This window comes from Lysobacter capsici (assembly GCF_018732085.1).
GTDB classification, from domain to species: domain Bacteria; phylum Pseudomonadota; class Gammaproteobacteria; order Xanthomonadales; family Xanthomonadaceae; genus Lysobacter; species Lysobacter capsici_A.
This window is the reverse complement of the sequence record NZ_CP076103.1, coordinates 4421647-4447034: the sequence shown is the minus strand read 5'-3', so window position 1 is coordinate 4447034 and position 25388 is coordinate 4421647. Positions and strand designations below refer to the sequence as shown.

Here is a 25388-nt window from a genome sequence, read left to right as displayed (position 1 = left end):
CCCGGCTTAGCTCGCGCGGCACTGCCGCGCGGCCGGGCGAACGCCCTGCGCACTGCGCAGGGCCGGGGAACGACAAGAGTCCACGCCGAGGTTTCCCGAAGCGTGGGCTCTTGCTCCATCAGCAACACCGCAATTCGTAACAAGCAGCACGCACCACCCCGTCGACGGATTCAGAACTCCGCGACCAGCCGATCAAGGAACGATCGGTCCGGACCACCCGCAGTCCAAAGCACCAACGCCTGGATGGCGACAGCGAAGTCCAACCGTTTCAACATTCATCAGGAATCACAGTCATGCGCCATCAGAAATCCGGCCGTAAGTTCAGCCGCACCAGTGCCCACCGCGACGCCATGTTCACCAACATGGCCGCCTCGCTGATCAAGCACGGTCTCATCCGCACCACCCTGCCGAAGGCCAAGGAGCTGCGTCGCGTCGCCGAGCCGCTCATCACCCTGGCGAAGAAGGACGGCGTGGCCAATCGCCGCCTGGCGTTCTCGCGCCTGCGCGACAAGGAAGCCGTCGGCACCTTGTTCGTCGAACTCGGCCCGCGCTACGCGTCGCGTCCGGGCGGTTACCTGCGCATCCTCAAGTGCGGTTTCCGCGCTGGCGACAATGCGCCGATGGCCTACGTCGAACTGGTCGATCGTCCGCAAGCCGCGGCCGAGTAAATCCGCCGCGCCGGGCGACCGGCGCAGTGGCGAATCACCCGCAAGCCTCTACCGTCCATGGCCGTTCGCGGTCGTGGCGGCAGCCAGCAAAGCCCCGGCCTCGGCCGGGGTTTTTGCGTTTTCGCAACGGTTACTTCGGCAACGGTTGCGGTCGAAAGCGACGCGCCGTTGTAGGGTGCGGTCATTCCATGCACTGGCGGGGTTTTCAGGGTCGTGAACGGGGCGGCAACTTTTCGTCCCCGGGCGCAGTCGATGTTGCTGCGACGAAATGCCGCGTTGCGATAATACATGCCGATTCGACATTGGCACGACCCGACCCAGACCCGTATGGTGTGAGCATGAACCCCTTCAAAGCCTCCTTCCGGATTCAATTTCTGCTTGGTTTCCTGGCCTGCGCGGGCCTGCTCGCGTATGCCGTCTATCTGCAGGTCTACCAGCACCTCGAGCCGTGCCCGCTGTGCATCTTCCAGCGCGTGGCCTTCGCCGCGCTCGGCGTGGTGTTCCTGCTCGGCGCGTTGCACGGGCCCAAGAAGCCCGGCGGGCGTCGCAGCTACGGCGTGTTGGCCCTGCTAGCGTCGCTGGGCGGCATCGCGGTCGCCGGCAATCACGTGCGCCTGCAGCACCTGCCGCCGGACCAGGTTCCGGCCTGTGGCCCGGGCCTGAACTACATGCTCGATGCGATGCCGATCACCGGCGTGATCAAGAAGGTCATGACCGGTTCGGGCGAATGCGCCAACGTGGACTGGACCTTCCTCGGTCTGGCCATGCCGGCCTGGAGCCTGATCTGTTTCATCGTGCTGGCGCTGTGGGCGGCCTATGCCGCATTCCGCGGCCGTTGAACCCAGTAAGCCTTCGTCGTTTTTCCGCCGTCTTCGTCTTCACCCTCCCATCCACCGCAACCATCCACACACCGCGACACCAACTGGAATCAAGGAAATGAGCGCTTCCGATCGCAACAGCAACCTCCGTGCCGTCAACCTGCCCGCCGACTGGAGCCCGACCTCCTGGCGCGAGCGCACCGCACTGCAGTTGCCCAGCTATCCGGACGCGGCCGATCTTGAATCCGCGTTGCAGGAACTGCGTCAGCTGCCGCCGTTGGTGACCTCGTGGGAGATCCTCTCGCTCAAGCAGCAACTGGCCGAGGCGCAGGAAGGCAAGCGATTTTTGCTGCAGGGCGGCGACTGCGCCGAGAGCTTCGACCAATGCTCCTCGGACGTGATCTCCAACCGTCTGAAAGTGTTGCTGCAGATGAGCCTGGTGCTGGTCCACGGCATGCGCAAGCCGGTCGTGCGGGTCGGGCGTTTCGCCGGCCAGTACGCCAAGCCGCGTTCGGCCGACACCGAGACCATCGACGGGGTGACCTTGCCGAGCTACCGCGGCGACATGGTCAACGCGCCGGCCTTCAACGAGGCCGCGCGCCGGCCCGACCCGCGTCGCATGATCAAGGGCCACGCGCGTTCGGCGATGACGATGAACTTCGTGCGCGCGCTGATCGACGGCGGTTTCGCCGACCTGCACCATCCCGAGTACTGGAACCTGAGCTGGGTCGGTCATTCGCCGCTGGCCGACGAATACCGGCGCATGGTCAACGCGATCGGCGACGCGGTGCGCTTCATGGAGACCTTGTCGGGTTCGGAAGTGCACAACCTCAACCGCGTGGATTTCTACACCTCGCACGAAGCGCTGCTGCTGCCGTACGAAGAGTCGATGACCCGGCAGGTGCCGCGCCACTGGGGCCACTTCAACCTCAGCACCCACTACCCGTGGATCGGCATGCGCACCGCCGCGGTCGACGGCGCCCATGCCGAATACTTCCGCGGCATTCGCAACCCGATCGCGCTCAAGGTCGGTCCGTCGGTCACGCCGGACCAACTGTTGCGCACGATCGACCTGCTCAACCCCGAGGACGAGCCGGGCCGGTTGACCTTCATCCATCGCATGGGCGCGACCGCGGTGGCCGAGAAGCTGCCGCCGCTGCTCGACGCGATGCGCCGCGACGGCCGCCGCGTGCTGTGGGTGTGCGATCCGATGCACGGCAACACCGAGAGCACCAGCAACGGTTACAAGACCCGCCGCTTCCGCAACATCCGCGCCGAGATCGAAACTTCGTTCGAGTTGCATGCCGCGGCCGGCACGCGCCTGGGCGGCGTGCATCTGGAACTGACTGGCGAAGACGTGACCGAATGCCTGGGCGGCGCGCGCGAGTTGACCGAGAGCGATCTCGAGCGCGCGTACCGTTCCACGGTCGATCCGCGCCTGAACTACGAACAGGCGCTGGAAGTGGCGATGCTGATCGTGCGCAAGCAGGCGCAGATCGCGGCGCCGGCCTGAGACGGGCGGTCGGTCATCGGTTCGCAAGGACGATGAGCGGCGAACGTAATCGGGCGTTGTTGGCGGCGGGCACGCTCAGCGCGCTCGCCGCCTTGTTGCATCTGGGCTGCATCGTGTTTGGCGCGCCGTGGTATCGCGCGTTCGGGGCCGGCGAATGGATGGCGCAGGCTTCGATCGCCGGTCATTGGCATCCGGTGGTCGCCACGCTGGCGATCGCCTCGGTGCTGACGGTCTGGTCGTTGTACGCGTTTTCCGCGGCGGGTGCGCTGCACCGCTTGCCGTTGTTGCGCACGGTGCTGTGCCTGGTCACCGCGGTGTATCTGCTGCGCGGGGTGGCCGCGGTGCCGATGATGAGCGTGTTTCCGGGGCGCAGCCTGAATTTCTGGCTGTGGAGTTCCGGGATCTGCCTGGGCATCGGCGTGGTGCATTTGATCGGTTTGCTGCAGGTGTGGAAGCGGCTTGGGCGGTTGTCGTAACGCGAGTTTGGATGCAGGCAGCGAAAACCCGCCGATGAGGCGGGTTTTTGGTTTTCGGGTCGTGGTCGCGGGAACCGGCTTGCGTCGTAATCGTGATGTCGCGGTCGCGGCTTGCGCCGCTCCTACAGGGGGCTGACATGACAACGGTCGCGGGTGATCGTTGCGCGAAAACGCCGCGTGCGGTTTCACGCGAAGGTTTGTCTTCGCGTCATGGGTGATCGCGTCTGGTTTCGATCCCTACGGACGAGGCCGCGCGATCGGCGTCGACGACGGCGACGAACTCAGGGACTCAGCGTCACCCGATACCCCGGCGGCGTGCGTGCCAGGGTCAGCTGTTCGAAGGCGTAGCCCAGCGACAGCAGTTGCGCGTCGCTCCAGCGCTTGCCCATGAACACCAGGCCGATCGGCAGGCCGGAGGCCTCGCCCATCGGCACGGTCAGGCTCGGATACCCGGCGACCGCGGCCGCGCCCCAACTGGCGCCGCCGAAGGGATCGCCGTTGACCGGATCGACCATGAAGGCCGGGGTCGTCGCCGGCGCGATCAGCGCGTCGAGCTTGTGCCGCTTGAGTGTCGCGTCGATGCCCTGCGGGCCGGCGAGCTGACGTGCCTGCGCGGCGAACTTGCGGTAGGCCGGGTCCTTGAGGCTGCCCTTCTTGTCGGCCTGTTCGAACAATTCCTGGCCGAAGTAAGGCTGCTCGCGCGCGGCATGCGTCCGGTTGAACGCGATCAGCTCGCCGAGCGTCTTCACCGGCGCGCCGCTTTCGCGCAGATAGCGCTCCAGGCCGTCCTTGAATTCGTAACGAAGCACCTCGCCCTCGGCGCGGTCCCACTGGCCGGCGGTGGCGATCTTGACCTCGACCACGGTGGCGCCGGCGTCGCGCAGGGTCTTGAGCGCGCGTTCGAGCGCGGCGTCGATCGCCGGCAACTGGCCGACGCCCGATTCGCGCAGCAGGCCCAGGCGCGCGCCGTGCAGCGCGTCGCCGTCGAGGCCGCCGACGTAATCGGCCAGGCGCTTGTCGGCGCTGGCCTGCGCGGCGCTGTCGCCGCCGGCTTCGGCCGATACGAGCACGCTGAGCAACTGCGCGGCGTCGGCGACGCTGCGCGCCATCGATCCGGCGGTGTCCTGGCTGTGCGAGATCGGGATGATGCCCTGGCGGCTGACCAGCCCGACCGTCGGCTTGAACCCGACCAGTCCGTTCATCGCCGCCGGACACAGGATGCTGCCGTCGGTTTCGGTCCCCACGCCGACCGCGGCCAGGCTCGCGGCGATCGCCGCGCCGGTGCCGCTGCTGGAACCGCAGGCGGTGCGGTCGAGCACGTAGGGATTGCGGGTCAGGCCGCCGCGGCCGCTCCAGCCGGAGATCGAATGGGTCGAGCGGAAATTCGCCCATTCGCTGAGGTTGGTCTTGCCCAGGATCACCGCGCCGGCGCGGCGCAGCGCGGCGACGATCGGCGCATCGGTCTTGGGCCGGTGCTCGGCCAGCGCCAGCGAGCCGGCCGAATTGACCATCGGCGTGGCGTCGATGTTGTCCTTGATCAGCACCGGGATGCCGTGCAGCGGGCCGCGCAGTTGGCCGGCCTTGCGTTCTTCGTCGAGCTTGCGCGCTTCGGCGAGCGCGTCGGGGTTGAGTTCGATCACCGCGTTGAGCTGCGGGCCGGCATCGTCGAGCGCGGCGATGCGGTCGAGGTAGCCCTGGGTCAGGCGAACGCTGCTGAGCTCGCCGTTGCTCATGCGCGCGCTCAGCGCGGCGGTGTCGGCTTCGGCCAGGCGCAACGGGTCGGTCGGCAGGAAGCCCTTGGCGGCTTCGTCGGAAGCCACCACCGGCCGCGGCGCGCGCACGGCCTGGGGGCCGGCGCATCCGGCCAGCGCGAGCGTCAGCGCGGCGAGGCCGAGGCGGGCGGTGCAGTGAAAGGCGGGCATGGCCGGTTCCTGATCGTGGCGCGCGAGGGATTCGCTCGAGTATGCCCGCAGTCGGCGACGCGGCAAGCCTGTTCGAACGGCCCAGTGTCCCGGGCGGAACAACGGGGTGTCTGCGCGGTTGCATCGTGCGGGGCGGGTGGCACGGTTACGATGCCTGATGGCGTCGTTGCGGCCTGAACTGGCCGGCCGCGGCCGCGCGTTCTGTGTTCGAAAGGAAGCCGCGATGAATTCAACCACCCCGACGCAAGCCGCGCCGCGCGACCCGCGGATCGACGCGGCCGTCGCCCGTTTGCTCGGCAACCGCGACGACGAGATCGAAGGCACGTTCTGCCATGGGCTGTTCGAGCGCGGCGTGTTCGACGCGGCCTTGTTCGAATCGCTCGTCGGCGACATGCGGTTGGTGGCGTCCGATGCATCCGCGTACCCGGCGCATCGCGCGACGATCGTGTGGATCGCCCTGGGCGTGTGCCGATGCGTGTTTTCCCATTTCGATGCCGACGATGGCTATCGCATCGTCAATCTCGACGACGCGCTGTATTCGAAATGGAGCGGCGATTATTTCGAACGGCTGCGCGAGCTGCTGGACTGACGGTTGCCGGTGCGGATTGCCGAAGCGACGTCAGTCCGTCGCGGCCTTGGCGCCCGTCGCGCGCAGGCGGCGGTAGATGAATTCCGGCGCCGGCGCGGCCGACTCGGCTTGCGCCAAGGCGCGAACCCGCGCGTGATCGGGCGATTTCTCGCACACCGGGTCGAGCGTATCGGCGCGGCCGCTGAGCGCCAGCGCCTGGCAGCGGCAACCGCCCCAGTCGATTTCGCGGCGCTCGCAGCCGCGGCAGGGCTCGGGCATCCAGTCGGTGCCGCGGTAGCGCACGAACGCGTCGGAGTCGCGCCATATGTCGCCCAGGCTGCGGTCGCGCACCGAGTCGAAGCGCAATTCGGTCAGGGTCTCGGCGGCGTGACACGGCAGCACCTTGCCGTCCGGGGTGATGTTGACGAAGCGCTGCGCCCAGCCGCCCATGCAGGCCTTGGGCCGGCGCGCGTAATAGTCCGGGGTGACGTAGTCGATGGTCAGCCGCCCGCGCAGCCGCTGGCGCGCGTCCTCGACCACGGCGGTGACCGCATCGAGCTGCGCGCGCGTGGGCATCAACGCGGCGCGATTGCTCAGGCCCCAGCCGTAGTACTGGGTGTGCGCGACTTCGAGCCGGCCCGCGCCCAGATCGAGCGCGAGATCGATCATCTGCGCGACGCGTTCGGCGTTGTGCCGATGCACGACGGCGTTGAGGGTCAGCGGCAGATCGAGTTCGCCGCACCAGCGCGCCAGCGCGAGCTTGCGTTCGTGGCTGCCGGCGTAACCGGCGATGCGGTCGGCGCCCGCGGCCTGGCTGTCCTGGATGCTCAGTTGCAGATGGTCGAGGCCGGCCTGCTGCAACTCCTGCAGCCGTTCGCGCGTCACGCCGACGCCGGAGGTGATCAGGTTGCAGTACAGGCCGAGCGCGCGCGCGTGGCGCAGCAGTTCGGGCAGGTCCTTGCGCAGGGTCGGCTCACCGCCGGAGTAATGCACTTGCAGCACGCCGAGTTCGGCGGCCTGATCGAGTACGCGCAGCCAGTCGGCGGTGGCCAGTTCCTCGCGCATGCCGACCAGTTGCAGCGGGTTGGAGCAGTACGGGCACGACAGCGGGCAGCGGTGGGTCAGTTCCAGCAGCACCGCGAGCGGCGGCGCGGGCGCCGGCGCCTTGGAGGGCGCAAGTCCGGTGGTGGCGACGACGCTGGCGGCTTCGACGCTCATGGCATCGGCGTACTCAGGGCGAGCATGCGTTTTTCCAGCAAGGTCGCGAACAGTTCGATCACGTCGTCATGCACTTGCGCAGGTTCCGCGCCGTACTCGGCCGCGAGCGCCTGCACGATGGCCTCGACATCGCTGGCGGCGTCGACGCGGGCGAGCACGGCGTGGGCGATCTCGTCGAGTTCGACCACGCGTTCGGGCGCGAGCAGCACCCATTGATCGCGCGCGCGGTCGTGCTGCAGGCGAACCCCGGCCGGGAAACGCGGCACCGCGGTGGCTTCGATCGCCGCGCTCATGCGCCGGCCTCGTCCGGGCCGGCTTCATCCGGGCGGAACGCGCCCGGCGGGATCAAGCGCGGTTCGACATAGGCCAGATGCAAGGCATCGAGCATCGACCACAGCACCTCGCATTTGAATCGCAGCGCCGCGCACACCGCGTCCTGCTGCGCGCGGGTGAGGGCGTGGCGCTTGACGTAGTCGAGGGCGAAGTTGGCGTCCTGCGGCGCCTGGTGCAGGCGCGAATCGAAGTAGGCCAGCGACTGGCGCGAGACGAAATCGTAATTGGCCAGCATGCCGCTGACCCGCTGGCCGATGATGGTCGGCGCGAACAGTTCGGTCAGCGAGGAGGCGATCGCTTCGAGCAGGCTGCGTTCGCGCACGAAGTGGATATACGCCTGCACCGCGAACCGCGTCGCCGGCAGCAGCGCGCGGCCGGATTCGACCGTCGCCCGGTCCAGGCCGAGCGCATCGGTCAGGTGCAGCCAGCGCGCGATGCCGCCGTCGCCGTCGCGCTCGCCGTCGTGATCGACGATGCGCTGGCGCCAGACCCGGCGCAGTTGCGGGTCCTCGATGCGGGCGAGCAGGGCGGCGTCCTTGAGCGGGATGCAACGCTGGTATTCGAAACGGTTGAGCGCCCAGGCCTGGACCTGGCCGCGGTTCAACCGGCCGCTGTGCAGCAGGTGATGGAAGGGGTGTTTGTCGTGATAGCGCTCCGCGCCGATCGCGCGCAGCCGCGCTTCCAGTTGCGCCGGGGTCAACAACGCATCGTCGCCGATGAAGTCGGTGTCGATCGCCTGGGTCGCGCTTGCGTTCACAGCTGCAGCTCCATGCCGTCCTCGGCGACTTCCCAGCCGTGCGCGCGCGCTTGAGCGCGTTCGGGCGAGTGATCGTCGAGCAGCGGGTTGGTGGTGTTGAGATGGATGAACAGTTTGCGCCGTACTTCGAGCGGCGCGAATGCAGCGAGCGTGCCGCCGTCCTCGCCGCCGTCGCCGGCGATGTTCATATGGCCCATGCGCGCGCCGGTCTTGCTGCCGACGCCGGCGCGGACCATTTCGTCGTCGCGCCACAAGGTGCCGTCGAACAACACCAGCGAGGCGCCGTGCAGGCGCCGGCGCAGGTCGTCGGTCATCGCCGCGCAGCCGGGGATGTAGAGGAAACGTTCGCGGCCGTCGCTGATTTCCAGGCCAACCGTTTCTTCGTCGCCGCCTTGCAAATTGCCGTTCGCGCGTGACTCCATGAACAACGGCACCTTGCCGGGCACGCTGAAGGCGGTGACCCGCAGGCCCAGCGGCGCGTCGTGGCCTGCGACCTCGATCGGCGTATCCAGGCTCAGCGCTTTACGCGCGACGTAGTCGGGATGCAGCGAATCGAAGATCGGATTCTGGCTCAGCACATCCAGCACGCGCGCGCTCGCCCACAGGTCGAAGCGCTGGCGTTCGCGCATCGACAGCAATCCTGCGATGTGATCGATCTCGCCGCTGGTCAGCAGCACCGCTTCGATCGGCGAGTGGCGCAGATCGCGTTTGGGCCACAGCGCGGGCTGGGCGAGGATCTGCTGGCGGAAGTCGGGCGAGGCGTTGATCAGCAACCAGCGCTCGTTGTCGGCGCTGACCGCGATGCTGGCCTGGGTGCGGCGTTGATGGCCGGGTTCCTGGCGCCAGGCGCGCTGGCTGCCGGGGGTGTTGCAGTTCCACTGCGGGTAGCCGCCTCCGGCCGCCGCACCGAGTACGAGGATGCGCATCACCGATGATCCATCGAATGGCTGCGCGGCCCCGGGCGCGTTGCGACGGCAGAGGCGGGCATGCTCAGAACAGGTCGCCGGAGGAGTACGAATTGATTTCGCAGCCGACCGAGATTTCGCGGATCTGAGGCTTGGACCAGGTCTTCATGAGCGTTCCTCGTGGTGGGGAATGAGCCGTGCCAGCACATCGACAGCGCGCGCAACGGCCTGCGCGCGTCCGCATCGAATCGTTGTGATGCGCAGGTCGCGCGATGCGGCGCGCGGCGTGCATCGCGGCCGATCGCCGCGACCCGGAAACCATACACCGGCGCGGCGCGCGATGCCTGTGACTGCAGCCCGATCGCGGTGGTACCCAGGCACGGTGCGGTTTAATCAGACGCTAACAAATCGGCCGATCAGGGGCGGGTTCGAGGTTTTTAGTGGGAGGGGCTTGTGCCCCGATGCTTTTCGATCAGGTCATATGAAGCTTCGAAGCGATCTGATCGAAAAGCGTCGGGGCACAAGCCCCTCCCGCAACAGACCTCGCCAGATACGGCGGGCGTATCAAGACGGGGATTGCGAGGGATTTAGCTTGGATCGCGCCGAGAGTTCTCGCGATCTGATCGAAAAGCATCGGGGCTGAAGCCCCTCCCACAACAGACTTCGTCGGATTCGACGCGAGATCACTGCCGCCGCTTGAGAATGTCGCGCGCCAGCACCCACACCACGATCAGGTTGATGATCAGCACCGCGGTGGCCAGCCAGCCGGGGTGGCGGAACATCGCGTAGATGTCGAACGGCAGGTACAGCGCGGCGCCGAGGCAGCCGAGCCACGAGGCCCAGGCCTTCGCCTTCCACAGGCCCCAGGCTTCGACCAGGTGCAGCAATCCGTAGGCGAGCACCACCGCCGCGGCCAGATGCACCGAATGCGGGCTGATGGTGTGGGCGAGCCAGGCCAGCGAGCCGTGCTCGGGGTCCAGATGGAAGCGTTTGATCAACTCGCCGATCCAGCGCTGCAGCGGCGCCGGGCCGAGCAATTCCAGGCCGCTCGCCGCGCTCAGCGCCAGCGCGCCCTTGACCGCTTCGACCGCGGCGATCACATGCAGGCCCGGGTGGGCCTTGGGGTTGGCGTCGTAGTGCGTTTCGGTTTCGGTCATCGGGTTGGATGGGCGACGTAGTGCTCAACCAGACGTTGAGCCAGCGGCATGTCCATATGAGTCTGATCGCACAGCAGGCGGATCGCTTCGAGTTTCTTGTTCGCGTCGGCGAGCTTGCGGATGTCGGCGGGCAGGCGGAACTCGCCTTCGCTCAGGTGTTCGCGCGCGACCTTGCGGGCGACCGGGCCGCCGAGGGTGTTGCGGATTTTCTTGATCGCTTCGATCGTCTCGCCCTTGTCGAACAGCGCCTGCACGTCCGGCGACCATACAGGAACGGCGGGAGCGGGCGGTTCGGCGGCGTGCGCCGCCGGCGCGGCTTCAGGCGCGGGCGTTGCGGGCGCAACGGGCGTTGCTGCGGGCGCGGCTTGCGCGGGTGCGGGCGGCCGTTGCGGTTGCGGCGGGGACGGTGTCGCCGTCGCCTCGACCTGGGTCGTGGCCGGGCGCTTGCGCGCGCCCAGCCACCAGCCCAGCAGCAGTCCGGGCGCGAGGCCCGCGAACCACCAGATCAGATCGCGTAATTCCATTTCACTTCGATCCTTGCAACGCGCGCTGGTTCCCCAAACGCGCGGCTCTTACTGCAATTGCCGGCTTCCAGCCGGGCGATCAGGCCGCGCGCGAGGCGCGCTTGCGATCGCTTTCGGTGAGGAACTTCTTGCGCAGGCGGATTTCCTTCGGCGTGACTTCGACCAGCTCGTCGTCCTCGATGAAGTCCAGCGCCTGCTCCAGCGTGTACTTGATCGCCGGGCTCAGCTGGATCGCATCGTCCTTGCCCGAAGCGCGCATGTTGGTCAGCGGCTTGGTCTTGATCGCGTTGACGGTGAGGTCGTTGTCCTTGGAGTGGATGCCGATCAGCTGGCCCTCGTACACGTTGTCGCCTTCGGCGGCAAACAGCTTGCCGCGTTCCTGCAGCGGCCCAAGCGAATAGGCCGGGGTGGTGCCCGGCGCATTGGCGATCATCACGCCGTTGATGCGCTTGGCGATCGCGCCCTGTTCCTTCGGACCGTAGTGGTCGAACACATGGAACAGCAGGCCCGAACCCTGGGTCAGGGTGCGGAACTCGTTCTGGAAACCGATCAGGCCGCGGGCCGGGATCATGTAGTCCAGGCGCACGCGACCCTTGCCGTCGGACACCATGTCCTTCAACTGGGCCTTGCGGGTGCCGAGCTTCTCCATGACGCCGCCCTGGTGCTGCTCTTCGATGTCGACCACCAGTTGCTCGACCGGCTCCATCAGCTTGCCGTCGATTTCCTTGATGATGACTTCCGGGCGCGACACGGCCAGCTCGAACCCTTCGCGGCGCATGTTCTCGATCAGCACCGACAGGTGCAGTTCGCCGCGGCCCGAGACCAGGAACTTGTCCGGATCGGAGCCTTCTTCGACCTTCAGCGCCACGTTGTGCAGCGTTTCGCGCTGCAGGCGCTCGCGCAGCTGGCGGCTGGTGAGGAACTTGCCGCCGCTGTGTTCCTTCTGGCCGGCGAACGGCGAGTTGTTCACCTGGAAGGTCATGCTGATGGTCGGCTCGTCCACGGTCAGCGCGGGCAGGGCTTCCGGGGTGTCCAGCGCGCACACGGTGTCGGAGATCGACAGGTCGGCGACGCCGGAGATGGCGACGATGTCGCCGGCCTCGGCTTCCTCGGTCTCCAGGCGCTCAAGGCCCATGAAGCCGAGCACCTGCAGGACCTTGCCCTGGCGCTTCTTGCCTTCGCGGTCGACCACGCTGACCGGCATGTTGCGGCGGACCTTGCCGCGCTGGATGCGGCCGATGCCGATCAGGCCGACGAAGTTGCTGTAGTCCAGCTGGCTGATGCGCATCTGGAACGGGCCGTCGAGATCGACTTCCGGCGGCGGGACGTGCTTCATGATCGCTTCGTACAGCGGGGTCATGTCGCCCGAGCGCGCGGCGTCGTCCAGGCTGGCGTAGCCGTGCAGCGCCGAGGCGTAGACGATCGGGAAGTCGAGCTGCTCGTTGGTGGCGCCGAGCTTGTCGAACAGGTCGAACACCTGGTCGATGACCCAGTCCGGACGGGCGCCCGGGCGGTCGATCTTGTTGACCACCACGATCGGCTTGAAGCCCATCGCGAAGGCCTTCTGGGTGACGAAGCGGGTCTGCGGCATCGGGCCGTCCATCGCGTCGACCAGGATCAGCACCGAGTCGACCATCGACAGCACGCGCTCGACCTCGCCGCCGAAGTCGGCGTGGCCCGGGGTGTCGACGATGTTGATGCGGTTGCCCTGCCAGGTGATGGCGGTGTTCTTGGCCAGGATCGTGATGCCACGTTCCTTTTCCTGGTCGTTGCTGTCCATCGCGCGCTCGGCGAGCACCGTGCGTTCGGACAGGGTGCCGGACTGCTTCAACAGGCAGTCGACGAGGGTGGTCTTGCCGTGGTCGACGTGGGCGACGATGGCGATATTGCGCAGGCGTTCGATGGACATGCGATTGGACGCCGGGAGGCGCTATAGCTGAGGAGATAGCCGGCCATTATACCGGGCAAACGTGGCAAGTGCTTGCCGGGGCGGGGATTTGTTCACGAGCGGCGGTTTGGCTGAACAGGGGCGGCCGATTTGGCCCGGACTGCGCCCGCCACGAGGGTGGGAGCGGCGTGAGTCGCGATCCCCGGGGCCCGGTAAAAACAGCCTCCGAGCGCTCTCAAGGTGCTGAATCTCCCTGCGGTGTGCGATTGGAGTCTGCGTTGAAGGCGCCGAGGCCGCCAGCAGCGAAGTCGTGCCCAGGGGGCTTCACCGGCCTCGCGCAGGTCCTTGGCGTACGCCTGGGGCCGGGCATCCTGGATGTTCGCGCCGGCTGGGGTTTCGGCGCTGCGGCCTGTCGCGGCTCACGCCGCTCCTCCCCCGGGAGGTCGGCGGCGAATCCTTTACCCTTGTGGTTTGTCTGCATCGTCGCCATGTCGGCGGGCGAACCGTTTTCCTACTTCCCATCGCTACACCTGGAGTGCGTTGCATGAGCCTGATCGCCACCTTCGACACCTCGCGCGGCCCGATCCGCGTCGAACTCGCCGCCGACAAGGCGCCGCTGACCGTCGCCAACTTCGTCAACCTGGCCCAGCGCGGCTTCTACGACGGCCTGGCCTTCCACCGCGTGATCCCGAACTTCATGGTCCAGGGCGGCTGCCCGCAGGGCACCGGCACCGGCGGCCCGGGCTACCGTTTCGAGGACGAAACCCGCAACGGCCTGAGCCACCAGCGCGGCGTGCTGTCGATGGCCAATGCCGGCCCGGGCACCAACGGCAGCCAGTTCTTCATCACCCACGTCGTGTGCGACTGGCTCGACGGCAAGCACACCGTGTTCGGCAAGGTGCTCGACGGCCAGGAGATCGTCGACACGATCAAGCAGGGCGACGCGATCAACTCGATCAAGATCGAAGGCGACACCGCCGCGGTGCTGGCCGCCAAGGCCGATCGCGTGGCCGACTGGAACAAGATCCTCGACGAGAACAAGCGCCCGTAAGGGTTGCAGGCCGCCGTGCCCGGTTTGGCGGGTGCGGCGGGCATGATGAAAAAGACGGCCAGCGGCCGTCTTTTTCTTTTTCGGCTGGGAACTGTCTGCCGGTGCGGTGATTTCTGCCCCGAGCCTGAGCCTGAGCCCGAGTCCGAGTCCGAGCCCGAGTCCGAGTCCGAGTCCGAGTCCGGCTTTGTAGCGATCTGGACCAAGAGCATCGGGCCTGAAGGCCCTCCCACAAAAGACTTCGAAGCTCTCGAGGTCTTTTGTGGGAGGGGCTATCTGCCCCGACGCCCTCAGATCCGATGCGACGATCTCCGCTCAGATCGCGGCTTCGCCGTGATCTGAGTCAAGAGCGTCTGGCCCGAAGGCCGTCGCACGGAGACTTAGGGCTCCGTGTCTCACCAATCCCCTACGCAAGCGCCAATCACACCTACGCGAACCGCCACATTCGAAACCGGCCCGCCGCCGGCCCTGTGCTACCATTTTGCGGCTAGAACCAGCGGTTCCAGTGCGTCAGGCGACAGCGCCCGTACCCGCGCGCCGCCCTCGTGCCGCCGCTGCCACCAGCGTCCTCCCCAGCACGTCTCCTCCCAGCACGCTCCGTCGTACACCACCCCACGAGGTTTACACGATGCCCCAGCTCGCCCGGCGCATCGGTCGCGCCAAGCCCAGCGCGATCATGCAGGTTGCCGAAAAGGCCAAGCGGCTCAAGGCCGAAGGCCGCGACATCATCAGCTTCTCGATCGGCGTTCCCAACTTCCTGCCCGGCGATCACGTCTACGCCGCCGTGCGCGAAGCCCTGGCCAAGGACAGCGGCCAGTACGGCAGCAACCGCGGCGCCGACGCGCTGCTGGACGCGTTCATCGAGCACATGGGCAAGATCGGCCTGAGCGGCTACGGCCGGGTCAACGTCGCCACCGGCATCGGCGCCAAGCACGTGATCTACAACATCGCCGAGGCGCTGTTGGACGAAGGCGACACCATCGTCTTCCCGACCCCGTACTGGACCAGCTATCTCGACATCGCCGAGATCGTCAACGCCAAGATCGACCTGCTGCCGTGCCCGGCCTCGCAGGACTACAAGCTCACGCCCGAACAGCTCGACGCCGCGCTGGCCAAGAAGCCGCGCGTATTCCTGTTCAACAATCCCTCCAACCCGACCGGCATGGTCTACGGGAAGGAAGAGATCGATGCGCTGGCCGACGTCGTCGCCAAGTACCCGGACACCTGGGTCATCACCGACGACATCTACAACCGCATGGTGTTCGACGGCCTGGGCTATCACAACTTCGTGCACTCGCGTCCCGAGCTGCGCGACCGGGTGATCTTCATCGACTCGCTGTCCAAGACCTACGGCATGCCGGGCTGGCGGGTGGGCTTCATGGCCGGTCCGGAAGTGATCGCGCAGGCCGTGACCACGATGAATTCCAACCACATCACCAACATCCCGGAAATCGTCACCGCCGCCGCCGTGGCCGCGCTGTCGGGTCCGCAGGACGTGCCGACCGCCCGCTGCGCCGAGTTCCAGGCCAAGCGCGATCAGGTCATGGACGTGATGAACTCGATCCCGGGCGTGATCTGCCCGCGTCCGCAGGGCGCGTTCTACGTGTTCCCGGACATCAGCGTCGCGTTCGGCAAGACCCACGGACCGAGCGGGCTGAAGATCGAAAACGACATGGACTTGTGCAACGCATTGCTGGAAACCAAGGGCGTGGCCTGCGTGCCGGGCTCGGCGTTCGGCGAACCACGCGCGCTGCGCATCAGCTACACCTGTCCGACGCCGCAGCTGGCGCCGGGCCTGCAGCGGTTCCAGGAATTCTTCGCCGAGCTCGCCTGAGCCCGGCGCGGAATCGTGGCAACCGGCCCGTCACGGCGATCGTAGAGACAAGGACTTCGACATGCGCGTCACCACCGTGCTCTGGATCGCCCTGGCCGCCGCCGTCGGCATCGGCGGGGTCAAGCTGATCAAGGCGAACGGCTTGGACCTGTTCGCCTCGCGTCCGGCCGAACTCAAGCCGGACGATCCGCGCCACACGACCGGCGACAAGCGCATCGTGATGCTGGCCGCGGACTGGTGCGGCTACTGCGAAAAACTGCGCAAGGATTTCGAACTGGCCAACGTGCGCTACAGCCTGATCGACATCGACACCGAAGCCGGCCAGCGCGCGATGGAGGCCGTCGGCGCGCGCGGCGTGCCGGTCACCATCATCGGCCAGGACATCGTCTACGGTTACAACCTGGACCAGATCAAGGACCGGATGGAGCCGCTCGGCTACCGCCTGTAAGCGCGCGGCGCAGGCTGCGCGCGGTTTGCAATCAACCCCGCGGGCCGCGTGCCCGCCATACCGTTCACTCGTGAAGGAAAGACCCCGATGAAGACCCCCGTCCGCGTTGCCGTCACCGGTGCTGCCGGCCAGATCGGCTACTCGCTGCTGTTCCGCATCGCTTCCGGCGAAATGCTCGGCAAGGATCAGCCCGTCATCCTGCAGTTGCTCGAACTGCCGCTGGAGAAGGCCCAGGCCGCGCTCAAGGGCGTGATCATGGAGTTGGAAGACTGCGCGTTCCCGCTGCTGGCCGGCGTGGTCGGCACCGACGACGCCGAAGTCGCGTTCAAGGACGCCGACATCGCCCTGCTGGTCGGCGCGCGTCCGCGCGGCCCGGGCATGGAGCGCAAGGACCTGCTGCTGGAAAACGCGAAGATCTTCACCGCCCAGGGCGCGGCGTTGAACAAGGTGGCTTCGCGCAACGTCAAGGTGCTGGTGGTCGGCAATCCGGCCAACACCAACGCCTACATCGCGATGAAGTCGGCGCCGGACCTGCCGGCCAAGAACTTCACCGCGATGCTGCGCCTGGACCACAACCGCGCGCTGAGCCAGCTCGCCGCGAAGGCCGGCGTCGCCGTGGGCGACATCGAAAGCCTGGTGGTGTGGGGCAACCACAGCCCGACCATGTACCCGGACTACCGCTTCGCCACCGTCAACGGGCAGTCGCTGAAGGACAAGATCAACGACGCCGAGTGGAACGCGAACACCTTCATCCCGCAGGTCGGCAAGCGCGGCGCGGCGATCATCGAAGCGCGCGGCCTGTCGTCGGCGGCGTCGGCGGCCAATGCCGCGATCGACCACGTGCGCGATTGGGTGCTCGGCAGCAACGGCAAGTGGGTGACCATGGGCGTGCCGTCCGACGGCAGCTACGGCATCCCGGAGACGGTGATGTACGGCGTGCCGGTGATCACCGAAAACGGCGAGTACAAGCGCGTGGAAGGCCTGGAAGTGGACGCGTTCAGCCGCGCCGCGATGGACAAGACCCTGGCCGAGCTCGAGGAAGAGCGCGCCGGCGTGGCGCATCTGCTGGGTTGATCGGCGGACGCGATCGCGAGGCATGAATGGGGCGGCTTCGGCCGCCCCATTTTTTTGAGTCGGGCTTGGTCGCTTACGCGTGCGGGGGACGAATCCTTCTCCCGTTCACGGGAGAAGGTGGCCCGAAGGGCCGGATGAGGGCGCGCGAATCATGGCGAGCGATGCGATCAGCGGCCTCGTGTGCCTTCCCCCGGCTCTCCCGCATATAGCCCCCCGTCGCACGCCGCAAACAGGACCGGGCCTGCAAGCCGATCCAGGCAAAGCAAGCCGAAGTCCCGCACCGTCCCCGACCGTGTAGGATCGGTCCCGCTCCACGTCCGAGGGACCCCATCCGATGAGCGACACCCTGCGCATCCTGATCGCCGACGACCACCCGATGTTCCGGGCGGCGTTGCGCTTCGCGCTGGGCGAGATCGCGCCCGGCGCGGCGATGGTCGAGGTGTCCAGCCAGAGCGCGCTGGAAGCGGCGATCGCCAGCGGCGAGGAGTTCGACCTGGCCATGCTCGACCTGATGATGCCCGGCGCGATGGGTTTCTCCTCGCTGGTGTACGCGCGCGGCGAACGCCCCGAACTGCCGGTGGTGATCATTTCCTCGAACGAACACCCGCGCACGATCCGCCGCGCGCAGCAGTTCGGCGCGTCGGGTTTCGTGCCCAAGTCGGCGCCGTCGACGGTGCTGGCCGAAGCGGTCAACGCGGTGCTCGCCGGCAACATCTGGTTTCCGCCGCAGCAGGTCGAACGCGACGAAGGCGACGCGCAACTCGCCGATCGCCTCGCCCAGCTCACCCCGCAGCAGATGCGGGTGCTGTTGCGACTGGCCGACGGCCTGCTCAACAAGCAGATCGCCTACGAGCTGTCGCTGGCCGAGAACACGGTCAAGATCCATGTCACCGCGATCCTGCGCAAACTCGGCTGCCATTCGCGCACGCAGGCGGCGGTGTTGGTGAAGGGGCTGTCGCTGGAAGACGACGCGGCGGGCTTGCACGACTAGGTTTGCTGCGCGGCGGTCGGGATCGTTGTCGGCAAGTTCTCAATCGCCGCTTTCGCTGTAGACAGTCCATGTGCGGCGCTGGCAAAAAACGAACACTCGCTTCGTATCGGCCTTCGCCTCAACCCCCGCGCATCACCATCCGTGTAACCAGCGCGCGCAGCGCCGCCGGCTTCAGCGGCTTGGGCAGAAAACTCCAGCCGCGTTCGGCCGCGCGCGTGCGCAGGCCGGGATCGGCATCGGCCGACATCAACACCACCGGCGGCATGCGCTTCCATTTGGCTTCCAACTGCGTGCCCAATTCGAAGCCGGTGCTTTCGCCCAGGCGGTAATCGAGCAGCAACAGTTCCGGCATCGGCAGATGATCGGCGTGGGTCAATGCGCAGGCCGCGGTCGCGGCGGTCTCGATCCGGCAACCCCAGTCTTCGAGCAGGCGTTGCGCGGCCTGGCGCGAATGCGGGTCGTCGTCGATCACCCACACCTGGCGTCCGTACAGCGGCGAGTCTTGATCGCGCTCGATGCCGACCGCGTGACCGTCCTGAGTCGCCGATACCAGGCTCGGCGCGGCCTCGTCGACCGCCGCGCTCGCATACGGCACCTCGACCGAGAACACGCTGCCACGCCCCGGCCACGAACGCAGGCCGATGCGATGATCGAGCAACAACGCGACTCGCTGCACGATCGCCAATCCCAGCCCGGCGCCGCGCTGAGGCGCTTCCATGCCGGTATCCAGGCGCTGGAATTCCTCGAAGATCAGCTCGCGCTTGTTCGGCGCGATGCCCGGCCCGGTGTCCCACACCTCGATGCGCACGCCGTCGCGCAAGCGCCGCGCACCGAGCACGATGCGGCCGTCGCGCGGAGTGAACTGCATCGCATTGGAAAGGAAGTTCTGCACGATCCGGCGCAGCAGCACTTCATCGCTGTCGACGATCGCGCTGCTGGGCAGGCAATGCAGATGCAGTCCGCGCGATTCGGCCAGGATGCGGAACTGGCTTTCGATCGCGCTCAGTACGCGCGCCAGCGGCAGCGCGCCGCGCTTGACTTCCAGCGCGCCCGATTCCAGCCGCGAAATATCCAGCAGGCTCGACAGGATGTCGTCCTGCGCGGCCAGCGCGGCCTCGATGTGATCGGTCAGCTCGCGGCCTTCGCTGTCGACGCGCCGCCGCAGCGACGACAGGTACATGCGCGCGGCGTTCAACGGTTGCAGCAGGTCGTGGACCGCGGCGGCGACGAAGCGGGTCTTGGAACGGTTGGCGCGTTCGGCTTCGCCCTTGGCGCTTTGCAGGTCGCTGGTGCGTTGCTCGATGCCGCGTTCCAGGCTGTCGGCGAGCGTGCGCAGATCGCGCGCGGCCTGTTTGTACGCGGTGATGTCGGCGTAACTGGTGACGAAGCCGCCGTCGGGCATGGGATTGCCGCGAATCTCGATCACCGTGCCGTCGGGCCGCTCGCGTTCGTGCAGGTACGGCTGGCCGCGCTGCAGATGATCCAGGCGGCGACGGATCGCGTCTTCCGGATCGGTACCGAGCAGGCCGCGGCGCGCGTTGTAGCGGATCAGGTCTTCGATCGGGCGGCCGACCTGCAGCAGCTCGGGCGGATAACGGAACAGTTCGGCATAGCGCTGATTCCACGCGACCAGACGCAGTTGCGCGTCGACCACGCTGACGCCCTGCGGCAGATGCTCCAGGCTGTGGCCTTCGCCCAGGCTCGCCTGCCGCGCCGCCTGGACCACGCCGTCCTGCGCGTTGCGCAAGGCCTCGGCGTGATGCTCGACCATCTTCTCCAGTTCCTGCCGGCTGCGCAGCCGCAGCGCGGCGATACGGTTGCGCTGCATCAACAGCAGCACGACCGAGACCAGCAGCAGCCACGCGCCGGCCGCGACCGCGCGCGCGATCCAGGCGGTGCGGATGCTCGGCGTGGTATCGCGCAGCAGGTGCAAGGTCCAGTCTTCGCGCGGCAGGTGCAGCGACTGCCACAGCATCGGTTCGCGCATCGGCGGATCGCGCAGGCGCACCACGCGCGCGCCGTCGCCGACTTCGCGCTCGACCCGGATCGTGGCCGGTCGCAGGGTCTGCCCCTGGTATTGGCGGGTGCTTTGCAATTGCAGGTTCTGCGCCGCGGTCGGTGTGCGCAGCAGGCGATAGCGCCACTGCGGTTGCGCGGTCAGGAACACCACGCCGCTGGCGTCGCTGAGCAGGACCAGATCGCCGCGTCCGCTCCAGTCCGAGCGGATGTCCTCGAGCTCGACCTTGACCGCGACCGCACCCACCGCGCCGCCGCGTTCGTCGTGGATCGCGCGGGCGATGAAGTGGCCCGGCACATGCGTGGTCACGCCGATCGCGTAGAACTCGCCGGCGCCGTCGGTCATCGCCTTCTGGAAATACGGACGGAACGCATACGACTGGCCCACGTTGCTGTTGGGCAGGTCCCAGTTGCTCGCGGCGATGCCGATGCCCTTGCTGTCGATCAGGGTCAGGGTGCTGGTGCGGTTGGCGAAGTTGAGCTGGACCAGGCGCTCGTTGGCGCGCTGGCGCTGAGTGCGGTCGTCGGGATAGGCGAGGGTGGCGCGCAGTTGCGGGTCGAGCGACAGCACCGCCGGCATGATCCGGTAGCGGTCGATGTGCTGCTCGATCACCTGCGCGCGCTGGGCCAGCAGCGCGCGCGCTTCGCCGGCCTGGCGTTGCAGCGCCTGCGAATACGCGATGCGTCCGGCGATCAGCATCGACAGCGCCACGCCGATCGCGATCAGGGCGATCCACAGGGCGGTTTGCAGCTGGCGGCGGTGAGGGATCACGGGGGCGGGAATCGGGAATGGGGAGTCGGGAATTGGAAAAGCGCGAGCGACGCGATCGGTCAGGTGCGTTGGGATGGCAGGCGACGATTGCCCTGAATGCCAGCCGCCATGCGCAAGCCATCGTCGCGACCGGAAGCTGCAAAGTCAAAGCGCCCTCGAATCCCCGCTTTTACGATTCCCGATTCCCCATTCCCGACTCCCGGCCCTCAAAACTGCAACTGCGCGCGAACCTCCATCACATCCGGGTCCGCCGACAGCAACCCCTTGTCCGCCTTGACCTGCACCCAGTTGGCCTGGAACTTGAAATGCGTGGTCAGGTACCAGTTCACGCCCAGGGTCAGATCGCGCTGGCGGCCGCCGGCGATGCCGCCGTCGTCGAGATCGAGTTCGCCATAGCGCGCGAGCAGTTCGACCGCGCCATAGCCGTGCGCGGGTTTGATGTTGGCGACGTTGTTGCCGGTGTACGGCCGGGTTTCGCCGGTCAGCACCCAACTGCCGGTGACGTAGTAACCGTCGGCGGTGAAATCGCGCGCGCCGTTTTCGCGCTGCGCGGTGGCGCGCAGGTACTCGGCCTGCACCGACCACGGCCCGTCGATCCACAGCGCTTCCAGGCCGTTGCGCAACACCTTGTCGGTGTTGCGCAGGCTGCCCGAATCGACCAGCCGCACTGCGGTCAGGCCGTTCATCGGCCGCGCGCGGAAGCGGGTCGACGGGCCGAAGTACGCGCCGCGTCCATCGGTGAACCCGTGCGGGTTTTCGACCGACGCGGTCAGGCCCAGATGCACGACATGATCCTTGTCCTTGACCGGCGTCCACACCGCGCGCCCGGCCGCGGTGGTGCCGGGGTTGTCGCCCTGCAGGTCGTGGCCGAAGAAATACGCCGCGCTCACCGCGTAACGCGGCCGCTCCATCGACCATTCCACGCCGGTGCGGCGCGCCTGGTAGATCGCCTGCGACGCGGCCGACAATTCGATCATGCTGCCGCTGCGCGAGGCCGCAACGCTCTCCATGCTGACCGGGGTCTTGAAGTAGCCCACGCGCAGCTTGCCGTAGTCGGCGCCGAACAAGGCCTTGGTTTCCATGCGCAGGGCGACGTCGAGCCAGACCTTGGCTTCGAAATCGAACACCGCGGTGAAGTCGTACACGTCCTTCTTCTTGAGGTTCACGCCGAACTCGCGGCGGCGGAAATGGCCGTCGTCGGACAACGCGGTCGCGGCGGTGCCGTAGCCGTTGTCGCCGGAGAAATCGACCACGTCGTAGGCGACGTTGGCGGTGCCGGAAATCTCGGTGCCGTCGGCGAAGCTGTACTTGGTCGGCCAGTCGTCGAAATTGGCGGCGAGCGCGCTGCACGGCAGCGCGGCGGCGAGGATCGCGGCGGACAGGGCGAAGGCGAGGCGGTCGATACGGATCATCGGTCGGAACTCCAGGTCTTGACCGCCGTCCTGGCAGCAGGAAACCGCGCCGGGCGCAGCGCGTCCGGCTCGTGGTGATTAAGTTGGATGGGCCGGGCCGTATCAAAGGCCCGGCGAAACTCACAACGATGCGCTCAGACGGCTTTGTCGAGCAGCGGCGCGTGATGGTCCGACGGCAGATCGTCGTCGAGATCGGTCGCGCTCGGCGGATTGGCCAGCTCGTGATTGAGCTTGTCGCGATCGAGTTCGTTCTCCCAACGCGCCACCACGATCGTCGCCACGCCGTTGCCGATGAAGTTGGTCAACGCGCGCGCCTCGCTCATGAAGCGGTCGATGCCCAGGATCAAGGCCAGGCCTGCGACCGGCACCGACGGCACCACGGTCAAGGTCGCGGCCAAGGTGATGAAGCCCGCGCCGGTGACGCCCGACGCGCCCTTGGAGGTCAGCATCGCCACCATCAGCAGGGTCAGTTCCTGGGTCAAGGTCAGATCGACGCCGAGCGCCTGGGCGACGAAGATCGTCGCCATGGTCAGGTAGATGTTGGTGCCGTCGAGATTGAACGAGTAGCCGCTGGGCACGACCAGACCGACCACCGACTTGGAGCAGCCCAGGCGTTCGAGCTTGCGCATCAGCGGCACCAGCGCCGATTCCGACGACGAGGTGCCCAGCACCAGCAGCAGTTCGTCGCGGATGTAGCGGATGAAGCGCAGGATGCTGAAACCGGTGAAATGCGCGATCGTGCCGAGCACGATCAGGATGAACAACGCACAGGTCAGGTAGAAGCTGCCCATCAGCTTGGCCAGCGGGCCGAGCGAATCCACGCCGTACTTGCCGATGGTGAAGGCCATCGCCGCGCCCGCGCCGATCGGCGCGAGCTTCATGATCATGCTCATCATGCCGAAGAACACCTTCGACACCGCTTCGAGCAGGTCCATCACCTTCTCGCCGCTCTTGCCCATGTGCAGCAGGGCGAAGCCGAACAGCACCGCCATCAGCAGCACCTGCAGCAGGTCGCCGTTGCCGGTGAAGGCGTCGGTGAAGGTCTTGGGAATGATGTGCAGGATGAAATCGACCGTACTCTGGTCTTTGGCCGCGGCGGCGTATTTCTCCACCGCGCTGGCGTCGAGCGTGGCCGGATCGACGTTGAACCCGGCGCCGGGCTTGAGCGTGTTGACCACGACCAGGCCGATCACCAGGGCGATGGTCGAGACCACTTCGAAATACACGATCGCCTTGACCCCGACCCGGCCGACCTTCTTGACGTCGGATACGCCGGCGATGCCGAGCACCACGGTCAGGAAGATGATCGGCGCGATCAGCATCTTGATCAGCGAGATGAAACCATCGCCGAGCGGCTTGAGTTTGACCGCGATGTCCGGGAAGAAATGCCCGAACACGCCGCCGAGCACGATCGCGCCGAGCACCCACAGGTAGAAACGCGAGCCGGATTTCTTCATGGGTGGGATTCCTGGGTTCGGACGACGACGGAAAGGGTGGGGAAGGCGATTGCGTTCGCGGGCGACACGGTGGGCGTCAGTCGCGATCGATGGTCGAATGCTTGCGCGTATCGGGCATGAAGAAATAGACCAGCAGCGAGCAGGCGATGCAGGCGCTGACGTACCAGAAGAAACCGCTCTCCATGCCGTGCTGCTTGAACTGCAGGGCGATGATCTCGGCGGTGCCGCCGAACAGCGCGACGGTCAGCGCATAGGGCAGGCCGACGCCGAGCGCGCGCACTTCGACCGGGAACAGTTCGGCCTTCACCACCGCGTTGATCGCGGTGTAGCCGCTGACCGCGCCGAGCAGCACCATGATCAGGAAGAACGCTTCCAGCGGCGTTTGCGCGTCGCGGATCCAGTGCATCACCGGCACGGTGAGCACCGCGCCGAGCACGCCGAACGCGATCAGCAGCGGGCGCCGGCCGATGCGGTCCGACAGCGCGCCGATCAGCGGCTGCAGCAGCATGTACACGAACAGGGTCGAGGCGTTGATCAGGGTCGCGGTTTCTTCGCTGAAGCCCGCGCTCAGGCTGAGGAACTTCAGCATGTAGTTGGAGTAGGTGTAGAACGCCAGCGTGCCGCCCATGGTCAGGCCGATCACGGTCAGCACCGCGCGCGGGTGCTGCATCAAGGTGCGCAGCGAACCTTCCTTGCGTTGCGGCGTGTCGCTGGCCTTGAGCTTGGTGAACGACTCGGTCTCGTGCATGTTGCGGCGCAGGTACAGCGCGACCACCGCGGCGATCGCGCCGATCGCGAACGGAATGCGCCAGCCCCACGAGCGCAGTTGTTCGTCGGTCAGCACGAACTGCTGCAGCACCACCAGCACCAGCACCGCGAGCAGTTGGCCCATGATCAAGGTCACGTAGAGGAAGCTCGACCAGAAGCCGCGGTGCTTGCTCGACGCCATCTCGCTCAGGTAGGTGGCCGAGCTGCCGTATTCGCCGCCGACGCTCAGGCCCTGCATCAGGCGCGCGGCCAGCAGCAGGATCGGCGCGAGCAGGCCGATGGTTTCGTAGCCCGGGGTCAGGGTGATGATCAGCGAACCCAGGCACATCATCTGCACCGACAGCATCAGCGAGGCCTTGCGGCCGTGGCGGTCGGCGTAGCGGCCGAACACCCAGCCGCCGATCGGCCGCATCAGAAAACCCACCGCGAAGATCGCCGCGGTCTTGAGGTTCTGGCTGAGCTTGTCGCCGCTGGGGAAGAACACGTGGGAGAAGTACAGCGAGAACGAGGTGTAGACGTACCAGTCGTAGTACTCGACCAGGTTGCCGACCGAGCCGGAGAAGATCGATTTCAGGCGTTGCCCGGGGCTCATGCTCGGAGCGCTGGGCACGGGGTCGGCAAGGGTGACGGCGCTCACGTTATGGCGGCTCCTGGAATAGCGAATACTGAAAATGCGAAAGCGGTGGTCGCGCTGGCCGCGAGGCCGAAACGGGCGTGGAGGCTTTGCACGAATGGCTCGCGGTACATGCAGGCAACGGCAAGGCGAGCGCACGTCCCTGCGTCCGGTGCCGATAGTGGTCCCGGCCGCGGCGGCGACCAAT

At 67.0% G+C, this 25388-nt stretch carries 24 protein-coding genes; 11 read left to right on the top strand and 13 right to left on the bottom strand.

Annotated features, from left to right (window positions below):
• Window positions 1-293: 293 nt before the first annotated feature.
• The 4 genes from rplQ to KME82_RS18465 all read left to right on the top strand — a co-directional run bounded on the left by rplQ (window position 294) and on the right by KME82_RS18465 (window position 3475).
• Window positions 294-668, top strand: coding sequence for a 50S ribosomal protein L17 (rplQ, locus tag KME82_RS18480; protein ID WP_031373811.1), 375 nt, complete (start codon window positions 294-296; stop codon window positions 666-668).
• Window positions 669-1006: 338 nt separating this feature from the next.
• Window positions 1007-1507: a disulfide bond formation protein B gene (locus KME82_RS18475; RefSeq protein ID WP_215495351.1), complete on the top strand. Its 501-nt coding sequence runs from the start codon at window positions 1007-1009 to the stop codon at window positions 1505-1507.
• A 97-nt stretch (window positions 1508-1604) separates the two neighbouring features.
• Window positions 1605-2999, top strand: a complete 1395-nt coding sequence (locus KME82_RS18470) for a class II 3-deoxy-7-phosphoheptulonate synthase (protein WP_036111723.1) — start codon at window positions 1605-1607, stop codon at window positions 2997-2999.
• 32 nt (window positions 3000-3031) lie between these two features.
• Window positions 3032-3475, top strand: a complete 444-nt coding sequence (locus KME82_RS18465; RefSeq protein ID WP_215495350.1) for a hypothetical protein — start codon at window positions 3032-3034, stop codon at window positions 3473-3475.
• A gap of 281 nt (window positions 3476-3756) precedes the next feature.
• Here KME82_RS18465 and KME82_RS18460 read toward each other — a convergent pair whose 3' ends face one another.
• Window positions 3757-5397 carry an amidase gene (locus KME82_RS18460; RefSeq protein ID WP_215495349.1) on the bottom strand — a complete coding sequence of 547 codons (1641 nt, stop codon included), beginning with the start codon at window positions 5395-5397 and terminating at the stop codon, window positions 3757-3759.
• Window positions 5398-5620: 223 nt separating this feature from the next.
• Here KME82_RS18460 and KME82_RS18455 point away from each other — a divergent pair, with 223 nt between their 5' ends.
• Window positions 5621-5986 carry a hypothetical protein gene (locus tag KME82_RS18455; protein WP_215495348.1) on the top strand — a complete coding sequence of 122 codons (366 nt, stop codon included), beginning with the start codon at window positions 5621-5623 and terminating at the stop codon, window positions 5984-5986.
• Window positions 5987-6016: 30 nt separating this feature from the next.
• On the opposite strand, the gene pqqE is transcribed toward KME82_RS18455, so the two are convergent.
• From pqqE to typA, 8 genes are all read right to left on the bottom strand, one after another.
• Window positions 6017-7183, bottom strand: coding sequence for a pyrroloquinoline quinone biosynthesis protein PqqE (pqqE, locus tag KME82_RS18450; RefSeq protein ID WP_215495347.1), 1167 nt, complete (start codon window positions 7181-7183; stop codon window positions 6017-6019).
• Window positions 7180-7476: a pyrroloquinoline quinone biosynthesis peptide chaperone PqqD gene (pqqD, locus tag KME82_RS18445; RefSeq protein WP_215495346.1), complete on the bottom strand. Its 297-nt coding sequence runs from the start codon at window positions 7474-7476 to the stop codon at window positions 7180-7182. The genes pqqE and pqqD overlap by 4 nt, the downstream gene beginning before the upstream one ends.
• Entirely contained in the window at window positions 7473-8234 is a 762-nt protein-coding gene (gene pqqC, locus KME82_RS18440) for a pyrroloquinoline-quinone synthase PqqC (protein WP_252255835.1), read from the bottom strand. Before pqqC ends, pqqD begins: the two co-directional genes overlap by 4 nt.
• Window positions 8235-8269: 35 nt before the next feature.
• Complete coding sequence (gene pqqB / locus KME82_RS18435) at window positions 8270-9199, bottom strand: pyrroloquinoline quinone biosynthesis protein PqqB (RefSeq protein ID WP_215495345.1); 930 nt, start codon at window positions 9197-9199, stop codon at window positions 8270-8272.
• Window positions 9200-9263: 64 nt separating this feature from the next.
• Window positions 9264-9347: a pyrroloquinoline quinone precursor peptide PqqA gene (gene pqqA / locus KME82_RS27190; protein ID WP_036111709.1), complete on the bottom strand. Its 84-nt coding sequence runs from the start codon at window positions 9345-9347 to the stop codon at window positions 9264-9266.
• 514 nt (window positions 9348-9861) lie between these two features.
• On the bottom strand, window positions 9862-10335 hold the full coding sequence (locus KME82_RS18425) for a DUF2127 domain-containing protein (RefSeq protein WP_215495343.1): 474 nt from the start codon (window positions 10333-10335) through the stop codon (window positions 9862-9864).
• A complete protein-coding gene (locus tag KME82_RS18420) occupies window positions 10332-10859 on the bottom strand; it encodes a hypothetical protein (RefSeq protein WP_215495342.1) in 528 nt (175 codons plus the stop codon). The genes KME82_RS18425 and KME82_RS18420 overlap by 4 nt, the downstream gene beginning before the upstream one ends.
• Window positions 10860-10938: 79 nt before the next feature.
• Window positions 10939-12768 carry a translational GTPase TypA gene (typA, locus tag KME82_RS18415; RefSeq protein ID WP_056110783.1) on the bottom strand — a complete coding sequence of 610 codons (1830 nt, stop codon included), beginning with the start codon at window positions 12766-12768 and terminating at the stop codon, window positions 10939-10941.
• A gap of 523 nt (window positions 12769-13291) precedes the next feature.
• Between typA and KME82_RS18410 the strand changes: the two genes are divergently transcribed.
• The 6 genes from KME82_RS18410 to KME82_RS18390 all read left to right on the top strand — a co-directional run bounded on the left by KME82_RS18410 (window position 13292) and on the right by KME82_RS18390 (window position 18142).
• Window positions 13292-13798 (top strand): peptidylprolyl isomerase, encoded by a 507-nt coding sequence (locus KME82_RS18410; RefSeq protein ID WP_046657632.1) that lies wholly within the window; start codon window positions 13292-13294, stop codon window positions 13796-13798.
• A 42-nt stretch (window positions 13799-13840) separates the two neighbouring features.
• Window positions 13841-14137, top strand: a complete 297-nt coding sequence (locus KME82_RS27185; RefSeq protein ID WP_430538851.1) for a DUF6053 domain-containing protein — start codon at window positions 13841-13843, stop codon at window positions 14135-14137.
• A gap of 286 nt (window positions 14138-14423) precedes the next feature.
• Entirely contained in the window at window positions 14424-15629 is a 1206-nt protein-coding gene (locus tag KME82_RS18405; RefSeq protein ID WP_215495341.1) for a pyridoxal phosphate-dependent aminotransferase, read from the top strand.
• 61 nt (window positions 15630-15690) lie between these two features.
• Window positions 15691-16077, top strand: a complete 387-nt coding sequence (locus KME82_RS18400) for a glutaredoxin family protein (RefSeq protein WP_215495340.1) — start codon at window positions 15691-15693, stop codon at window positions 16075-16077.
• A gap of 87 nt (window positions 16078-16164) precedes the next feature.
• Window positions 16165-17151 (top strand): malate dehydrogenase, encoded by a 987-nt coding sequence (locus KME82_RS18395; RefSeq protein ID WP_215495339.1) that lies wholly within the window; start codon window positions 16165-16167, stop codon window positions 17149-17151.
• Between the two features lie 334 nt (window positions 17152-17485).
• Window positions 17486-18142: a LuxR C-terminal-related transcriptional regulator gene (locus KME82_RS18390; RefSeq protein WP_215495338.1), complete on the top strand. Its 657-nt coding sequence runs from the start codon at window positions 17486-17488 to the stop codon at window positions 18140-18142.
• A gap of 118 nt (window positions 18143-18260) precedes the next feature.
• On the opposite strand, the gene KME82_RS18385 is transcribed toward KME82_RS18390, so the two are convergent.
• The 4 genes from KME82_RS18385 to KME82_RS18370 all read right to left on the bottom strand — a co-directional run bounded on the left by KME82_RS18385 (window position 18261) and on the right by KME82_RS18370 (window position 25204).
• Complete coding sequence (locus KME82_RS18385) at window positions 18261-20930, bottom strand: hybrid sensor histidine kinase/response regulator (RefSeq protein ID WP_252255416.1); 2670 nt, start codon at window positions 20928-20930, stop codon at window positions 18261-18263.
• Window positions 20931-21136: 206 nt separating this feature from the next.
• Complete coding sequence (locus KME82_RS18380) at window positions 21137-22339, bottom strand: OprO/OprP family phosphate-selective porin (protein WP_215499127.1); 1203 nt, start codon at window positions 22337-22339, stop codon at window positions 21137-21139.
• A 137-nt stretch (window positions 22340-22476) separates the two neighbouring features.
• Window positions 22477-23799 (bottom strand): dicarboxylate/amino acid:cation symporter, encoded by a 1323-nt coding sequence (locus KME82_RS18375; protein ID WP_215495337.1) that lies wholly within the window; start codon window positions 23797-23799, stop codon window positions 22477-22479.
• Window positions 23800-23875: 76 nt separating this feature from the next.
• Complete coding sequence (locus tag KME82_RS18370; RefSeq protein WP_252255414.1) at window positions 23876-25204, bottom strand: MFS transporter; 1329 nt, start codon at window positions 25202-25204, stop codon at window positions 23876-23878.
• Between the last annotated feature and the right edge of the window lie 184 nt (window positions 25205-25388).

What these genes read in the sequence shown, in the direction of transcription:
- rplQ (WP_031373811.1), top strand. Translation starts at nt 294, where the DNA reads ATGCGCCATCAGAAATCCGGCCGTAAGTTCAGCCGCACCAGTGCCCAC.
- KME82_RS18475 (WP_215495351.1), top strand. Translation starts at nt 1,007, where the DNA reads ATGAACCCCTTCAAAGCCTCCTTCCGGATTCAATTTCTGCTTGGTTTC.
- KME82_RS18470 (WP_036111723.1), top strand. Translation starts at nt 1,605, where the DNA reads ATGAGCGCTTCCGATCGCAACAGCAACCTCCGTGCCGTCAACCTGCCC.
- KME82_RS18465 (WP_215495350.1), top strand. Translation starts at nt 3,032, where the DNA reads ATGAGCGGCGAACGTAATCGGGCGTTGTTGGCGGCGGGCACGCTCAGC.
- KME82_RS18460 (WP_215495349.1), bottom strand. Translation starts at nt 5,397, where the DNA reads ATGCCCGCCTTTCACTGCACCGCCCGCCTCGGCCTCGCCGCGCTGACG.
- KME82_RS18455 (WP_215495348.1), top strand. Translation starts at nt 5,621, where the DNA reads ATGAATTCAACCACCCCGACGCAAGCCGCGCCGCGCGACCCGCGGATC.
- pqqE (WP_215495347.1), bottom strand. Translation starts at nt 7,183, where the DNA reads ATGAGCGTCGAAGCCGCCAGCGTCGTCGCCACCACCGGACTTGCGCCC.
- pqqD (WP_215495346.1), bottom strand. Translation starts at nt 7,476, where the DNA reads ATGAGCGCGGCGATCGAAGCCACCGCGGTGCCGCGTTTCCCGGCCGGG.
- pqqB (WP_215495345.1), bottom strand. Translation starts at nt 9,199, where the DNA reads ATGCGCATCCTCGTACTCGGTGCGGCGGCCGGAGGCGGCTACCCGCAG.
- pqqA (WP_036111709.1), bottom strand. Translation starts at nt 9,347, where the DNA reads ATGAAGACCTGGTCCAAGCCTCAGATCCGCGAAATCTCGGTCGGCTGC.
- KME82_RS18425 (WP_215495343.1), bottom strand. Translation starts at nt 10,335, where the DNA reads ATGACCGAAACCGAAACGCACTACGACGCCAACCCCAAGGCCCACCCG.
- KME82_RS18420 (WP_215495342.1), bottom strand. Translation starts at nt 10,859, where the DNA reads ATGGAATTACGCGATCTGATCTGGTGGTTCGCGGGCCTCGCGCCCGGA.
- typA (WP_056110783.1), bottom strand. Translation starts at nt 12,768, where the DNA reads ATGTCCATCGAACGCCTGCGCAATATCGCCATCGTCGCCCACGTCGAC.
- KME82_RS18410 (WP_046657632.1), top strand. Translation starts at nt 13,292, where the DNA reads ATGAGCCTGATCGCCACCTTCGACACCTCGCGCGGCCCGATCCGCGTC.
- KME82_RS27185 (WP_430538851.1), top strand. Translation starts at nt 13,841, where the DNA reads ATGATGAAAAAGACGGCCAGCGGCCGTCTTTTTCTTTTTCGGCTGGGA.
- KME82_RS18405 (WP_215495341.1), top strand. Translation starts at nt 14,424, where the DNA reads ATGCCCCAGCTCGCCCGGCGCATCGGTCGCGCCAAGCCCAGCGCGATC.
- KME82_RS18400 (WP_215495340.1), top strand. Translation starts at nt 15,691, where the DNA reads ATGCGCGTCACCACCGTGCTCTGGATCGCCCTGGCCGCCGCCGTCGGC.
- KME82_RS18395 (WP_215495339.1), top strand. Translation starts at nt 16,165, where the DNA reads ATGAAGACCCCCGTCCGCGTTGCCGTCACCGGTGCTGCCGGCCAGATC.
- KME82_RS18390 (WP_215495338.1), top strand. Translation starts at nt 17,486, where the DNA reads ATGAGCGACACCCTGCGCATCCTGATCGCCGACGACCACCCGATGTTC.
- KME82_RS18375 (WP_215495337.1), bottom strand. Translation starts at nt 23,799, where the DNA reads ATGAAGAAATCCGGCTCGCGTTTCTACCTGTGGGTGCTCGGCGCGATC.